At 67.6% G+C, this 14110-nt stretch carries 14 protein-coding genes; 4 read left to right on the forward strand and 10 right to left on the reverse strand.

Annotated elements, in window-relative coordinates; all coding sequences use genetic code 11:
• Nucleotides 1–59: 59 nt before the first annotated feature.
• The 9 genes from UB43_RS21120 to UB43_RS21160 all read right to left on the reverse strand — a co-directional run bounded on the left by UB43_RS21120 (nucleotide 60) and on the right by UB43_RS21160 (nucleotide 9659).
• On the reverse strand, nucleotides 60–1532 hold the full coding sequence (locus UB43_RS21120; RefSeq protein ID WP_045214972.1) for an aldehyde dehydrogenase family protein: 1473 nt from the start codon (nucleotides 1530–1532) through the stop codon (nucleotides 60–62).
• A gap of 25 nt (nucleotides 1533–1557) precedes the next feature.
• Nucleotides 1558–2376 carry an ABC transporter permease gene (locus UB43_RS21125; protein ID WP_024764643.1) on the reverse strand — a complete coding sequence of 273 codons (819 nt, stop codon included), beginning with the start codon at nucleotides 2374–2376 and terminating at the stop codon, nucleotides 1558–1560.
• 1 nt (nucleotide 2377) lies between these two features.
• Nucleotides 2378–3289 carry an ABC transporter permease gene (locus tag UB43_RS21130; protein WP_045214974.1) on the reverse strand — a complete coding sequence of 304 codons (912 nt, stop codon included), beginning with the start codon at nucleotides 3287–3289 and terminating at the stop codon, nucleotides 2378–2380.
• Between the two features lie 132 nt (nucleotides 3290–3421).
• Nucleotides 3422–4564 carry a PotD/PotF family extracellular solute-binding protein gene (locus UB43_RS21135; RefSeq protein WP_045214976.1) on the reverse strand — a complete coding sequence of 381 codons (1143 nt, stop codon included), beginning with the start codon at nucleotides 4562–4564 and terminating at the stop codon, nucleotides 3422–3424.
• Between the two features lie 60 nt (nucleotides 4565–4624).
• Complete coding sequence (locus tag UB43_RS21140; RefSeq protein WP_045214979.1) at nucleotides 4625–5740, reverse strand: ABC transporter ATP-binding protein; 1116 nt, start codon at nucleotides 5738–5740, stop codon at nucleotides 4625–4627.
• A gap of 220 nt (nucleotides 5741–5960) precedes the next feature.
• Nucleotides 5961–6779: a LuxR C-terminal-related transcriptional regulator gene (locus tag UB43_RS21145; RefSeq protein WP_045214982.1), complete on the reverse strand. Its 819-nt coding sequence runs from the start codon at nucleotides 6777–6779 to the stop codon at nucleotides 5961–5963.
• A gap of 170 nt (nucleotides 6780–6949) precedes the next feature.
• Nucleotides 6950–8317 carry a DEAD/DEAH box helicase gene (locus tag UB43_RS21150; RefSeq protein WP_045214984.1) on the reverse strand — a complete coding sequence of 456 codons (1368 nt, stop codon included), beginning with the start codon at nucleotides 8315–8317 and terminating at the stop codon, nucleotides 6950–6952.
• Nucleotides 8318–8367: 50 nt separating this feature from the next.
• Entirely contained in the window at nucleotides 8368–8844 is a 477-nt protein-coding gene (locus tag UB43_RS21155; RefSeq protein ID WP_024764639.1) for an NYN domain-containing protein, read from the reverse strand.
• An 80-nt stretch (nucleotides 8845–8924) separates the two neighbouring features.
• Complete coding sequence (locus UB43_RS21160; protein WP_045214988.1) at nucleotides 8925–9659, reverse strand: DUF2076 domain-containing protein; 735 nt, start codon at nucleotides 9657–9659, stop codon at nucleotides 8925–8927.
• 159 nt (nucleotides 9660–9818) lie between these two features.
• On the opposite strand from UB43_RS21160, the gene UB43_RS21165 reads away from it, so the two are divergent.
• Nucleotides 9819–10469 (forward strand): YciC family protein, encoded by a 651-nt coding sequence (locus UB43_RS21165; RefSeq protein WP_045214990.1) that lies wholly within the window; start codon nucleotides 9819–9821, stop codon nucleotides 10467–10469.
• 88 nt (nucleotides 10470–10557) lie between these two features.
• On the forward strand, nucleotides 10558–10989 hold the full coding sequence (locus UB43_RS21170) for a VOC family protein (RefSeq protein ID WP_045214992.1): 432 nt from the start codon (nucleotides 10558–10560) through the stop codon (nucleotides 10987–10989).
• Between the two features lie 152 nt (nucleotides 10990–11141).
• Here UB43_RS21170 and UB43_RS21175 read toward each other — a convergent pair whose 3' ends face one another.
• Nucleotides 11142–11978 (reverse strand): SDR family oxidoreductase, encoded by an 837-nt coding sequence (locus UB43_RS21175; protein ID WP_045214994.1) that lies wholly within the window; start codon nucleotides 11976–11978, stop codon nucleotides 11142–11144.
• Between the two features lie 142 nt (nucleotides 11979–12120).
• Here UB43_RS21175 and UB43_RS21180 point away from each other — a divergent pair, with 142 nt between their 5' ends.
• Together UB43_RS21180 and UB43_RS21185 are read left to right on the forward strand one after the other, a co-directional pair.
• Complete coding sequence (locus tag UB43_RS21180) at nucleotides 12121–13203, forward strand: endonuclease/exonuclease/phosphatase family protein (protein WP_045214997.1); 1083 nt, start codon at nucleotides 12121–12123, stop codon at nucleotides 13201–13203.
• A 104-nt stretch (nucleotides 13204–13307) separates the two neighbouring features.
• On the forward strand, nucleotides 13308–14072 hold the full coding sequence (locus UB43_RS21185; protein ID WP_045215000.1) for an ABC transporter substrate-binding protein: 765 nt from the start codon (nucleotides 13308–13310) through the stop codon (nucleotides 14070–14072).
• Nucleotides 14073–14110: the final 38 nt, after the last annotated feature.

A 14110-nucleotide genomic window follows, 5' to 3' on the forward strand; every position in this document is an offset into this window, starting at 1 on the left:
GGGCATGGCCCGCTCCTACAGTGGGCTCCGAAGTTGCCGGCAGGAGCGAGTCACAGCGGTTATTTCAGGTACCAGCCCCAGGGCTGGTCCGAGATGTACTCGGTCACCTGCTTCACCTCCAGGTAATTTTCCAGCCCCCACACGCCCAGTTCGCGACCGATACCACTTTGCTTCATGCCGCCCCAGGGCGCCTGGGTGAAGGTGGGTTGCGAGCAGTTGACCCAGACGATCCCCGCACGCAACCCATCCGCCACCCGCGCGGCGCGCTGCGGATCGCCGGACATCACCGCGCCGGCCAGGCCGAAGCGGCTGTCATTGGCCAGGCGCAGGGCCTCGGCCTCGGTCTTGAAGCGCTTCACGCAGAGCACCGGGCCGAAGATTTCCTCGCGCCAGATCAGCGCGTCCTCGGCCGGCTCATCGAAGATCGCCGGCTCGATGAACCAGCCCTGCTCCAGCCCTGCCGGGCGCTTGCCGCCGGTGAGCAGCCGGGCACCGCTGGCGCGGCCCTTGTCGACGAAGCCGAGCACCTTCTCGTGCTGCCCCTGGCTGACCAGCGGGCCAAGCAGCACGCCCGGCTCCATGCCGTTGCCGATGGTGATGGCGCGGGTCGCTTCCACCAGGCGCTCGATCAGGCGCGGGGCAATGCCCTCCTGCACCAGCAGGCGCGAGGTGGCGCTGCACACCTGGCCCTGGTTCCAGAAGATGCCGAAGAGGATCCACTCCACCGCCGCCTCGACATCGCTGTCGTCGAAGACGATGAAGGCCGACTTGCCGCCCAGCTCCAGGCTGACGTTCTTGATGTCCTGGGCCGCCGCCGACATGATCCGCGAGCCGGTCAGCACGCTGCCGGTGAAGGCCAGCTTGTCCACCCCCGGATGCTGGCTGAGCGGCCCACCGGCCTCCGCGCCCAGTCCCGGCAGCACGTTCAACACGCCGGCCGGCAAGCCGATGGCATCTGCGGCGGCGGCCAGTTCCAGGGCGCTCAGCGGCGTCAGCTCGGACGGCTTGAGCACGCAGGTGGCGCCCGCCGCCAAAGCCGGCGCGACCTTCCAGGCCGCCATCAGCAGCGGGTAGTTCCAGGGGATGATCTGCCCGGCCACGCCCACCGGTTCCTGGCGGATGCGGCAGCGGAAGCGTTCGTCGGGCAGTGGCAGGGTCTGGTCCTGGCGCTCGTCCAGCTCCCGTGCCAACTCGGCGTAATAGCGGAAGCAGCCGATGGCGTCGGCCACATCCCACTGCGCCTCGGGCAGCGGCTTGCCGTTGTCGCGCACTTCCAGTTCGGCCAACGAGTCCTGGTTGCGTTCCAGCTCGCCGGCCAGCGCTTCCAGCCACTCGGCACGCTCGCTGCCGCGGCTCTGCCCCCAGCCGCGATTGAATGCGGTGCGCGCCGCGCGCACGGCGTGGTCGACGTCTTCCTCGGTGGCCGCCGGCACTTCGCGCAGCGGCTGGCCGGTGGCCGGGTCGTAGCTGGTGAAGCGGCCGCCCAGGTCCGGCCTGACCCACTGCCCGTTGATGTAGAGCTGGTCGCGCATCCTCGAGTCTCCTTGAAGTCGGCCCTCAGGCGGCCTGAACGCCGGTGCGGCGGTTCTGCAGGTAGCGGGAGGTGAACAGCAGCGCCAGCGAGGCGCAGATGATCACCGTGGAGATGGCGTTGATCTCCGGCGTGATGCCGCGGCGGATCGACGAGAAGATGTAGATCGGCAGCGTGGTCTCGGAGCCGGCGACGAAGAAGGCGATGATGAAATCGTCGAAGCTGAAGGTGAACGCCAGCAGGAAGCCGGCGAGGATCGCCGGGGCGATCTGCGGCAGGGTCACCCGCCAGAAGGTGTCCAGCGGCGGCGCGTAGAGGTCGGCGGAGGCTTCCAGCAGCGACTTGTCCATGGCCTCGACGCGGGTGCGGACGATCACCATCACCAGCGCCATGGTGAACAGCGAGTGCGCCGCCACCACGGTGCCGAAGCCCATGTTGAGTTTCGGCAGGCCGATGTCGAGCAGCGCCAGCAGCGGGTTCACCACGTCGAACAGGGTGATGAAGGCGATCAGCGTGGCGATGCCGATGACGATGCCCGGCACGATGATCGCGCAGTAGGTCAGCGCGTCGAACAGCAGGCGCACGCGCTTGCCGACGCGCTGCAGGCCGAACACCGCGAGGGTGCCGAACAGCGTGGCGATCAGCGCCGAGCAGAAGGCGATCAGCGCGCTGTTGCCCAGGGCTTCCATGATGAACGGGTTACCGAAGGCACGGCCGAACCACTGCACCGAGCAGCACTGGAAGCTCAGCCCGCTGCGCCCGGCGTTGAAGGCGAAGAGCATGATCAGCGCGATGGGCGCGTAGAGGAACAGGTAGACCGAGGTGGAGTAACTGCGCAGCCACATGTCAGAGCACCCCGTCATTGCGTGAGCCGCCATAGCGCGCCACGAGTTTCAGGTAGACGCCGATGATCACCAGCATCATCGCCACCAGGGTCATTGCCACCGCGCTGCCGAAGGGCCAGTTGCGCGATTGCAGGAACAGGTCGACCAGCGCGTTGCCGACGAAGAACACCTTGCCGCCGCCGAGGATCGCCGGGATCAGGAACTCGCCCATGAGCAGGATGAACACCAGCATCACCCCGGTGATCACCCCCGGCGCGGACAGCGGCAGAGTCACCCGGCGGAAGGTTTCGAAGGCGCTGGCGCCGAGGTCGCCGGAGGCTTCCAGCAGGCGTTTGTCGAGTTTCTCCAGGGTCACGTAGATGGGAAACACCATCAGCGGCAGGTAGCCGTAGACGATGCCGATCAGCACCGCGTAGGGCGTGTTGATCAGGCGCACGTCGGCGATGCCGAAGCTCTCCAGCAGCGCCGGGATGCCGCGGCCGCTGAGGATGAAGATCCAGGCGTAGGTGCGGATCAGGAAACTGGTCCAGAACGGCACGATCACCAGGGTCAGCAGCAGCGACTTGTTGCGCCGCACCTTCACCGCCAGGAAATAGGCCAGCGGGTAGGCTGCGAGCAGGCAAGCCAGGGTGCCCAGCGGCGCCAGGGTCAGGGTGTTCCAGAAGGCCTGGGCGCGGGAACCGAGGTTCAGGTAGTTCTCCAGCGTCAGGCCACCGCCGTAGCCGCCCACGGCGCTGCGTTCGCCAAAGCTGAAGACCAGGATGATCACCAGCGGCATCAGCAGCAGCAGCAGGAACCACAGGGTGGACGGCAGGAGCAGCAGGAGCGTGACGCGCCGGCCGAGGCTTTTCGCGCGCGAGGCCGTGGGCGTCGCCTGGACCTGCGGCAACGGGGCGCTGACAGCGATGTTCATGTTCGATTCCCTACGCATCGGAGTTGCTCGGGGCCCTCTCTCGTAGGAGCGAGGTTGCTCGCGAACCCGCCCAGCTCAGAACTGCCGGGAAAAACGTTCGCGAGCAAGCTCGCTCCTACACGAAAGGCATCCTCAGGCGGCCTTGAACCGCGCCATCAGTTCGGCGCGCGCCGGGCTGGTGAGGGTCGCCGCCGCACCGAACTCCAGCGGCGACAGGCGCTCGGCCGCCGGGTACATGATCGGGTCGTCGAGCATCTCCTTGGAGAGCAGCGCATCGACGCGCTTGTCGCCGCTCGGGTAACCGTGGGAGAGCACCTCCAGCTTGTTGTGCTGCGGGTCGAGCAGGTAGTTGATGAACGCATAGGCCGCGTCGCGGTGCTCGGCGCTCTTGGGAATGGCGAAGAAGTCGCTCCAGATCTCGCCGCCTTCCTTGCCCAGCACGAAGGTCATGTCCGGGTTGTCGCGGTGCAGCTGGGAGGCGTCGCCGGTCCAGGCCATGGCCATCCAGGCATCGCCGTTGCGCAGCGAGGGCTGGATGTCGGAGTTGATCGCGAACAGGTGCGGCTTGGCCTGGATCAGCAGCTTCTCGGCCTCGGCCAGCTCCTTCGGGTCCAGCGAGTTGAAGCTGTAGCCGTAGTACTTGAGCGCGTTGCCGATGGCGGTGAGCTGGTAGTCGTGGACGATGGTGCGGCCCGAGGCGCTGGTCAGGGTGAGGTCCCAGAACTGCTTCCAGGAATCCGGGCTGCCCTTGACCTTGCTGGCGTCGTAGACGATGCCGGTGGTGCCCCAGTTCTTCGGCACCGCGTAGACCTTGCCGTCCACCGTGCCCTGGGCCATGAAGCGCTCCTCGAAGGCCTTGGGGTCGAAGTTGGGGATGCGCGACAGGTCCAGCGGCTCGATCAGCCCGAGCTGCACGTAGGTGCTGATGGTGTAGTTGGTCGGCACGAAGACGTCCCAGCCGCTGCCGCCGGCCTGCAGCTTGGCGAGCATCTCCTCGTTGGAGCCGAACACGTTCATCTGCACCCGCGCGCCGGTGGCCTTGGCGAAGGCGTCGAAGTTCTCCTGGCTGTGGTAGTTAGGCCAGGTGGCCAGCGCCAGGCGGTCGCCGATGTTGCTGCCCTCGGCCGCGTAGGCCTTGCCGGCCAGCAGACCGGGAGTGTTGGCGGCGACCACCGCCATCGCCAGCCCGAGACCGGTCTTGCCGAGGAAATCGCGCCGCGTGATGGAGCCGTTTTCCCAGCTGCGCATCGTCTTGATGAAGTTCTTCTTGTCCATCGTCACTCCCCGCCTGTCTGCTGATTGTCGTTATGGTTGGATCGTCGAGCTGAGCCCGGTTCAAAGAGCCATGGCCAGGCCGCTGGCCTGGTTCCAGCCGACCTGCACCGGCGCGCCATGCTCGAAGGCTTCGGCCTCGCCGCCGGCCTTGCGCGGCACGCGCACGCAGACGATGCCGAAGGCGTCGGTGCGCACGCGGTATTCGGTGAGGTTGCCCAGGTAGATGCGGTCCTCGACACGGCCCTTCAGGCGCACTTCGCGCTGCAGCTCCGAGTCGGCGGCGGCGATGCCGACCAGCTCGGGGCGCACGGCGATGCAGCCTTCGGCCTGGGGCGCCAGCGCGGGGCCGGTGGGCGTCGGCGGGCTGCTCAGTTCCAGCCCGGCCGGGGTGCCCAGCACCACACGGCCGGAATCGAGGCGGCGGACGGTGCCGGAGAACAGGTTGGATTCGCCGATGAAGTCCGCCACGTAGCGGCTCGCCGGGGTCTCGTAGAGCGCCTCGGGGGTGGCGGTCTGGATGATCAGGCCGTCCTTCATGATGCTGATGCTGTCGCTCATCGACAGTGCCTCTTCCTGGTCGTGGGTGACCAGCACGAAGGTGATGCCGACCTCGCGCTGCAGGCGCAGCAGCTCGGACTGCATCTCCTTGCGCAGCTTGCGGTCCAGCGCCGCCAGCGGCTCGTCGAGCAGCAGCACGGTAGGTTTGTTCACCAGCGCGCGGGCCAGCGCCACGCGCTGCTGCTGGCCGCCGGAAAGCTCGTGGGGCTTGCGCGCGCCGAAGCCGGACAGGCGCACCATCTCCAGCGCCTCGTCGGCCATCCGGCGCTGCTCCGCACGGTCCGGGCGCGGCGTGCGGTAGCGCAGGCCGTAGGCGATGTTTTCGGCCACCGTCAGGTGCGGGAACAGCGCGTAGTGCTGGAACACCATGTTCACCGCACGCTGGTGCGCCGGCACCCCGGCCACCGCCTGGCCGGCCAGCAGCACCTCGCCTTCGCTGGGCTGCTCGAAGCCGGCGATCATCCGCAGGGTGGTGGTCTTGCCGCAGCCGGAGCTGCCGAGGAAGGAATGGAAAGCGCCGCGCTTGACCTTGAAGCTCAGCCCGTTGACCGCCGGCACGCTGCCGTAGCGCTTGACCACGTTACGGAACTCGATATCGACATCCTGACCGCTTTCCATCACCGCGCTCCCACCTTGTTCTTGTTGGTGGTCACGCTAGCAATGGGGCTTTCGGGGTGTATATATCCCTCGGGGGATAGATGGCGGGATTGGTTCTTCCGGCGCGTGATCGCGGGATGTGCTTCCCTGTAGGAGCGAGCTTGCTCGCGAACCGCCCAGCGCCGGAGTTATCGGGGAGCCCGTTCGCGAGCAAGCTCGCTCCTACGAAGAGCCGCTTTTCTCAGCCGACCGCGCGCATCCCACCCGCCACATCGCGCCCGGCCAGCTCACGAATGAACAGTCCGAGCAGCTCCGACTGGCTGCCGATGCCGAGCTTGGCGTAGAGGTTCTTGCGGTGGATCTTCACCGTGCCGGGGCTGATATCCAGCTGCTCGGCCACCGAGGCGCTGGAGTGGCCGCGCAGCAGCAACTGGACGATTTCCTGCTCGCGGGGCGTGAGCAGCTGGGCGCCGAACTGGTCGAAGGCCTCGCGGATCTGGTAGTCCAGGTCCTGCGCCGGGCGTGGCTGCGCGCGGCGCAGTTCCCAGGCCTCGCGCACCACCTGTTCGACCACCGGCCGCGCACATTCGAGCAGCTGCATCTCGTCGCGGCTGTAGGCGGGGCTTGAGGTCTTGCGCATCAGCGAGAGCACGGCAGTGGCGCCGTCGGCCAGGTCGACGAAGAAGGCGATCTCCTCGGTCAGGCCGGTCTGCTGGTAGTAGGTCTGGTAGTACTCGCCCACGTAGAAGTGGTCCGGCGCGAACTGCCGCAAACGCCACAGGCCGGGCGACTGGTGGCGGGTGCAGGCGAGGTAGAAGGGATCGAGCAGGTAGGGGCCGACCTGGTAATCCTCGACGTAGACGTGGCGGATGTCGGCCGGGAAGGTGTCGAACAGGTCCAGCGGACGGTGGTTGCCTTCGTAGACGAAGAGCACGAAGTTATCCACCGCACAGACCTGTTGCAGCCACTGGCTGAGGCCGAGCAGGCGCGGACGACCGGCGGCCAGCGGGAGCAGATGGGCGACTCCGCCGGTCCAGGCTTTGAGTTCCTTGTGGCGCATGGGCTGTCGTTCTTGTTGTGTGCGCGATGGGCACACTATAGGCGTTCGGGATTCCACACGGAAATGCAGCTTTTGCGCCACACCCCGCAAGACCCCGTCACGCCTGGCGGCAGCTCCCGACCCAGCCCTCGGCGGCGCACCGCGATGAAGCAGGCGCGCGCCTTAACGGCTCAGGGGCGACGACCGCCCTTGCCACCCGGTTTTCCAGCAGGCGACTTGCCGCCTGCCGGTTTGCCGCCAAGACCGAACCCCGGCGCCTTGCGCACCGCCTTGACCTGCGGCTTGTCGTCCAGCAGCGAGCCCAGGTGGACCTTGCCCGGCTTGCCTTCCGGCACCTTGGGTTGCTTGGGCTTCTTCGGCTTTTTCGTTATCTGGCCGCCAGGGGCGGTGACGGGCACCCGATGCTCCGCCTCGAAGCCATCTTCTTCCTGGCGCGACAGGGTCTGGCCGATCAGCGTCTCGATGGCCGCCAGCTGCTGCACTTCGTCGGCGCAGACCAGCGAGATCGCCTGCCCGCTGGCGCCCGCGCGACCGGTACGACCGATACGGTGCACGTAGTCTTCGGGGACGATGGGCAGGTCGAAGTTGACCACCAGCGGCATTTCCTCGATATCCAGGCCGCGGGCGGCAACGTCGGTGGCGATGAGGAAGTCCACCTCGCCGGCCTTGAACCGCGCCAGCGCGCGCAGGCGTGACGGCTGCGGCTTGTCGCCGTGGATCGAGTCGGCGCGGATGCCTTCTTTCTGCAACAGGCCAACCAGTTCGTCGACGCCCTTGCGGGTCTTGGCGAACACCAGGGCCTGGCGCCAGCCCTGCTCGCGCATCAGGTGCAGGAACAGCTCGGCCTTGCGCTTCTTGTCGACGGTGACCAGGTGCTGCTTCACCGTCTTCGCCGCCGTGTTGCGCGGCGCCACGTCGATGGTCAGAGGGTCGCGCAGCAGCTCGCGGGCCATCTGGCGGATGGCGTCGGAGAAGGTCGCGGAGAACAGCAGGGTCTGCCGGCGCCGGGGCAGCGCGGCGAAGACCTCGTCCAGCTCGCGGGCAAAGCCCAGGTCGAGCATGCGGTCGGCTTCGTCCAGCACCAGCGCCTGGAGCTGGGTGAACTTCAGGGCGTTCTGCCGGTACAGGTCGAGCAGGCGGCCGGGGGTGGCCACCAGCACGTCGACGCCCTTGCGCAGCTTCATCATCTGCGGGTTGATGCTGACCCCGCCATAGGCCACGGCGGTGCGCAGCGGCACATGCTGGCCGTAGGCGCGGAAGCTCTCGTGGACCTGCTCGGCCAGTTCACGGGTCGGCACCAGCACCAGCGCGCGGATGGAGTTGGCCGCCACCTGCGGGCCTTCCTGCAGCAGCTTCTGCAACAGCGGCAAGGCGAAACCGGCGGTCTTGCCGGTACCGGTCTGCGCCGCGGCGAGCAGGTCGCGGCCCTTGAGCACGGCCGGAATGGCCTGAGCCTGCACCGCCGTCGGGTTCTGGTAGCCGAGCCCGTCGAGGGCGCGCAGGAGGGGATCGATCAGGCCGAGGTTGGCGAAGGTCATGGAGCGCTCGCAATACGAATTCGGAATGGGCGGCATTGTAGCCGCAAGGCTCAGGAACGCAGCAGCAGCGCGCCTTCGATGGGCACGTAGCGGCTGGCCGCACGGATCAGCGCCTGGGCGGTGAGGCCCGGCACGCCGTAGGCGGTGGCATCGGTGCCGCCGGCGCGGACGCGGTCCAGGAGCAGGTCGAAGTCACCGTCGCCGGAAGCCAGCACGACTTCGTCCACGTTCGGCGCGGCGTCGAGGATATCGATGGTGATGCCCACGTCCCAGTCGCCCTTGGCCGAGCCGTCGGCGCGCTGGATGTAGGGCTTGAGCTTCACGGTGAAGCCGAGCTTGCGCAGGATCTGCTGGAACTGCTGCTGCTTCGCATCGCCCCGGTCGATGGCATAGGCGTAGGCCTGGACGATGTTGCCCTGGGCGCTCAGCTCGGCCCACAGGGCGGCGTAGTTGAAGTGGCAGCCGTAGGCCTGACGCACGGTGTAGTAGAGGTTCTGCACGTCGGCGAACAGGGCGATGGTCTTCAACGGTGACTCCGGGACTGGAACAGCGGGGGCGCATTATCGGCACAGCGGCGCGCCCCCGCCAGTCCCGGCGGGCGGGCGGCTCAGCTGAACATGTCGCCGTCGTCGCCGAAGAAGCCGGAGTCGTCGCCGAAGCTGCCACCGTCGTCGTAGTTGGCGTCACTGAAATTGCTGTCGGCGTAGCGGTCGCCGCCGCCGAAGGAGTCGTCCGTCCGCGAGTCGTCGAAGCTCGAAGGCTCCGGCTGCTCCTGGATCACCTCGACGATTTCCTGCGGCTGGTTGTGGTGGAACATGCTGGTCAGCAGGTCGGCCACCATCACCCCGCCGGCCACGCCAGCGGCGGTCTGCAGTGCACCACGCATGAAGCCACCGCCCTGGGCTGCGGCTTGCGCGGGCTGCGCGGGGCGGAAGTCGTTGGGATTGCCGGCCGCAGGATTATTGGCGTAAGCCGCATTGCCGCCGGGCTGCGAGAAACGCGTCTGGCCCCAGCCGTCCGGGCGCTGCTGCGGTTGCGCCGCGCGCTGCTCCTGGCTCTGGCCGCCGCCGAACAGCCCGGCGAGGAAGCCGCCGCTGCTCGGGCGCTGCTCCTGAGCCCTGGCCTGCTGCGCTTCGAGTTCCTTGACGCGCTGGTCCAGGCGCTTGATCGCCGCTTCCTGGATCAGCATCGCCTGGGCCATGTAGTACGGCGCGGCCGGCTGCTGCACCAGGTGCCTGTTGATCTGTGCCTCGGCATCGGCGTCGCGGGGCGCGGTCTGCGCCTGGGCGTCGCGCAGGCGGGCGAACAGACCATCGATCAGGGATTGCTCTTCGGAATTCATGACAGGCCTCGATTGAGCGGGTGGTTCAAAACGGATCGCTGTAGCGAAACATTGGATCGGGTCGGAAAAAAACAAGTTCCGGTCACAGAATTCTTGCGCCTTCTATCTGAGGGTTTGCTTAAGTTAGAGTCGAAGCCCTCGGACAGTATCGGGTTACTGATGAATCCCCTTTCCATCCTTCGCGACACCTGGTTCTTCTTCTCCCGTCATCTGGGCACCCTGGTGCCGCTGTGCCTGCCGTGGATCGTCATCGAGACGCTGGTGCAGCAGCAGATCAACGTCGCCGCCGGCTCGCAGAACTTCGCCCCCTGGGGCATGGCCGCGGGCCTGGTGTTCTACCCGATCTACACCGCCAGCCTGATCCTCTACATGATTGACGCAGGCGAAGGTGTAGAGCGCAGCGTGCGCGAACTGTGGAGCGCAGCGCTGCGGCTGTGGCCAGCCTTTGCCCTGCTCTCGGCGATCACCTCGCTGCTGATCGTGATCGGCCTGTACCTGATGGTGCTGCCGGGCATCTTCGTGATGATCAAGCTGGCCTTCGCCGAATTCCTCCTGGTGCAGCGCGGCCGCGCGCCCATCGACGCGATGCGCGAGAGCTTCAGCCTGACCACCGGGCATTTCTTCCTGCTGCTGATGACCTCCCTGGCCATCCTCGCGCCAGTGTGGATCGCCGAAGGCTGGATCACCGAGGCCGGCCAGGACGCGCCGGTACTCAGCGTCGCGCTGCACTCGCTGAGCGGGTTCTTCCAGCTGCTGCTGACGGTGGCCGCCTACCGCATCTTCATCCTGCTCGGCCGCGAGGCCGCCTGAGCGGCAGCAAGTCGCAACAAATCCCCCGGCACGTCGCGGGCCGGGGTTCTACGCTGGAGTCTCCTTTCCCCGAGTATGGAGACTCGCCGTGAGCGACTTCCCGCCCAGCTGCCTTTCGCACATTTCCATCGGCACCAACGACTACCCGCGCGCCAAGGCGTTCTATGACGCCGTGCTGCCGACCCTGGGCTGCCAGCAGATCATGGAACACCCCGGCGCCGTGGCCTACGGCCGCGTGTTCCCGGAGTTCTGGCTGCAGACGCCCATCGACGGGCGCCCGGCCAGCGTCGGCAACGGCACGCACTTCGGCTTCATGGCCAATTCCCGCGCGGAAGTGGACGCGTTCTATCGCGCCGCGATAGCTGCCGGCGCCACCGACGAAGGCGCCCCCGGCCCGCGCCCGCTGTATGGCGATCCGTACTACGGCTGCTTCATCCGCGACCTGGACGGGCACAAGATCGAGGCGTCGTTCTGGGACATGGCACTGGCAGGCGGCGGGTTCGACACGCACTCCCACTGACCCCCCGCTTGCGCCGAACGCCCCTGTAGGAGCGGGCCACGCCCGCGAACGCGGACATGGTCCGCGTATCTTCAACTGGGAACGTGAGCCCTGCTCACGGATCGCGGGCATGGCCCGCTCCTACAGTCGCTATGTGTTTACTGCGGGTTGGTTCAGTGCCCGGGGCGAAGCCCCGACATCTTCGGCACCAGCAGCTTCTCGAACAGCCGCGGGAAGAAGCGCGCCAGCAATCTCGCTCGCCAGTTGACGTTGGACAGCACCAGCAACCGCCGGCGGCGCAACGCGCCCTGGTAGATCGCCTCGGCCACGTCGCGCGGCGAGGCGACTTCCGCGCCCAGCACCACGGCCGGCTGGCGAATCACCGAGCCGTCGCCCACCAGGGCGTTCTTGCGCAGGTCGGTGGCGGTGAACCCCGGACAGGCCAGGGTGATCGCCACGCCGGTGCCGTCCAGCTCCATGCGCAGCGTGTCGAACAGCCCATGCAGCGCGTGCTTGCTGGCGTTGTAGGCGCTGCGGTAGAGCAGCGGGGCGAAGCCGGTCAGCGAACTGAGCACGACGATCTGCCCGTGCCGCGCCAACAGGCTGGGCAGCGCCGCCTGGGTGCAGTGCAGCGCGCCATAGAAATTCACCGCCATCACCCGGCGGAACACCGCCAGCTCGGTCTCGATGAACAGGCTGCGATGGGTGATGCCGGCGTTGTTCACCAGCACGTCGATGCCGCCAAAACGCTCGACGGCGAGCGCCACCGCGCGCTCCACCGCCTCGGCGTCGGCGATGTCGCAGCGCAGGCCGAGGGCTTCGACGTTCAGGTGTTCGCGCAGGTGCTGCACCAGGCTGTCCAGCGCCGCCTGGTCGAGGTCGAGGATCACGGGATGCGCGCCGGCCTGGGCAAAGCGCAGCACCAGCGCGCGACCGATACCGGAACAGCCGCCACTGACCAGCACCACCTTGTGCCGGTAGACCGAGTGCGAGAACAACGAGCGGGGCATGGCGACCTCCCGGAGCAGGCGCTACGCGCGGTGAACAGCCTGTTTCAAGGTTGCAGGATGCTTCGCGCGGCAAATGCGCAGGTGAAATGCGCGGGCACAGACACTATCCTCTGGACCCCACAAGCATAGCCCCTGGTCACCCATGAGCCTCTCGCTTCGCCGCCGCTTCCTCTTCGTGCTGTTCATCGCCCTGTTGCTCGCCATGACCGCTGCCGCGTGGCTGCTGGCCTGGCACCCCGCCGAGCGCGAGGCCGTCGCCGCGCAGTGTCGCGCGCCGGCGCCGCAACTGCAGCCGGGGCAGGCGCTGAAGGTGATGACCTGGAACGTCCAGTACCTGGCCGGCAAGCGCTACATCTTCTGGGACGACCTGCCCGACACCACCGGCCCCGACGACAGCCCCAGCCCCGAGGACATCGCCTACAGCCTCGACGAGGTGGTGCGGGTGATCCGCGACGAAGCCCCGGATATCGTCCTGCTGCAGGAAGTCGACGACGGCGCCGCCGCCACCGGCAAGCAGGACCAGCAGGCGCTGATCGGCGATCGCCTGACTGACCTCTACCCCTGCTCCAGCGCCGCCTTCGACTGGAAGGCACGCTTCGATCCCAATCCCCATGTGTTCGGTAGCGCCGGCCGCAAGCTGGTGACCTTCAGCCGCTTCCAGATCGCCAGCAGCGAGCGCATCGCCCTGCCACAGCGTTCATCCATCCCGCTGCTGCACCTGTTCGCCCCGCAACCGGCGCTGTTGCAGAGCGACCTGCCGATCCGAGGCGGCGGCCAGCTCAGCGTGATCAACACGCGCCTGGAGCGCCCCAACGGCGACGACACCCCGCAGCGCCAGGTCGAAGCCGTCGAAGCCCAGCTGAACACCCTGCAGGCCGCGGGCCGCCCCTGGCTGCTGGGCGGCGATCTCGGCCTGCTGCCGCTGGGCCAGTATCCCTACCTGCCGGAAGTGCTGCGCGCGCCCTACCGCGCCAACAGCGAGCTGAACCTGCTGGCGGCGCGCTTCCCGGTGGTCCCGGCGGTGGAGGAGTCCAGCGGCGCCGACCAGGAGAACTGGTACACGCACTTCCCCAACGACCCCCGCGTGCACAAGCCCGACCGCACCCTCGACTACCTGTTCCACAGCCCCAGCCTGAACCGCCTCGATGCCGGCGTGCGCAGCCACGACACCCTGCGCATTTCCAATCACCTGCCGCTTTCCGCGCGTTTCCTGCTGCCCCACTGAGCGCTTCGGCACAACGCCGCCGGTGGAGGCTGGACAAGTGCGATGCGGCAGTCGCATGCTCGGCCCGCTTCGAACAAAAACGATAACGAGCACCCAGGCCATCCATGCATTTGCGCCGTCTCGCCGGGCTGATCCTCGCCCTCCTCTGCCTCAACGCCCTGGCCGTCGACCGGCCCACGCTGGCCGACCGCCTGCCGCATCCACTGCCGGCGCTGACGGTGGGCTACTACGAATTCCCGCCCTACACCTATACCGCCCCGGATGGCAGCACCCGCGGCAGCGGTGCCGAGATGGTCCGGCGCATCCTGCTCAAGGCCGGCTACCGCGCCGACTTCCGCCCACTGCCCAGCGCCCGCCTGTACCTCGGCCTGCAGGACGGCAGCGTGCAGCTCTGGGCCGGCGCACCCGGCAAGCAGGAACTGGCGGGCAGCACGCTGGAGTGCGAGCGCGTGCTGGGCCACGTCGAGCTGAACCTCTACCGCATGCCCTCGCAGCCCTCGCCCGAAGTGCCCGGCGGCCTGGCCGGCAGCCGGGTCATCCTCATCAGCGGCTACAGCTACTGGCGACCGATCACCGACCTGCTCGCCGACCCGAAGCTGAAGCTGGAACTGCACCGCACCAGCACCCACACCGCCGCCCTGCAGATGCTCGAACGCGGTCGCGGCGACTACCTGATCGACTACCAGACGCCGGTAGAACAGGCGCGCCGGGAGCTGAACATGGCGCCACTGGCCTTCGACACCCTGTACAGCGTGCCGACCAAGCTGATCGTCTCGCGCCACGCGCCCGATGCCGAAGGCCTGCGCGCACAGCTGGACCATGCCTACGACGAGCTGGTGGCGGCGGGTTACGAAATGAAGTTGCCTTAGAGGTAAGGCTTCCCTGTAGGAGCGCCCCATGGGCGCGA

Source organism: Pseudomonas sp. 21 (genome assembly GCF_000955805.1).
Lineage (GTDB): Bacteria > Pseudomonadota > Gammaproteobacteria > Pseudomonadales > Pseudomonadaceae > Pseudomonas.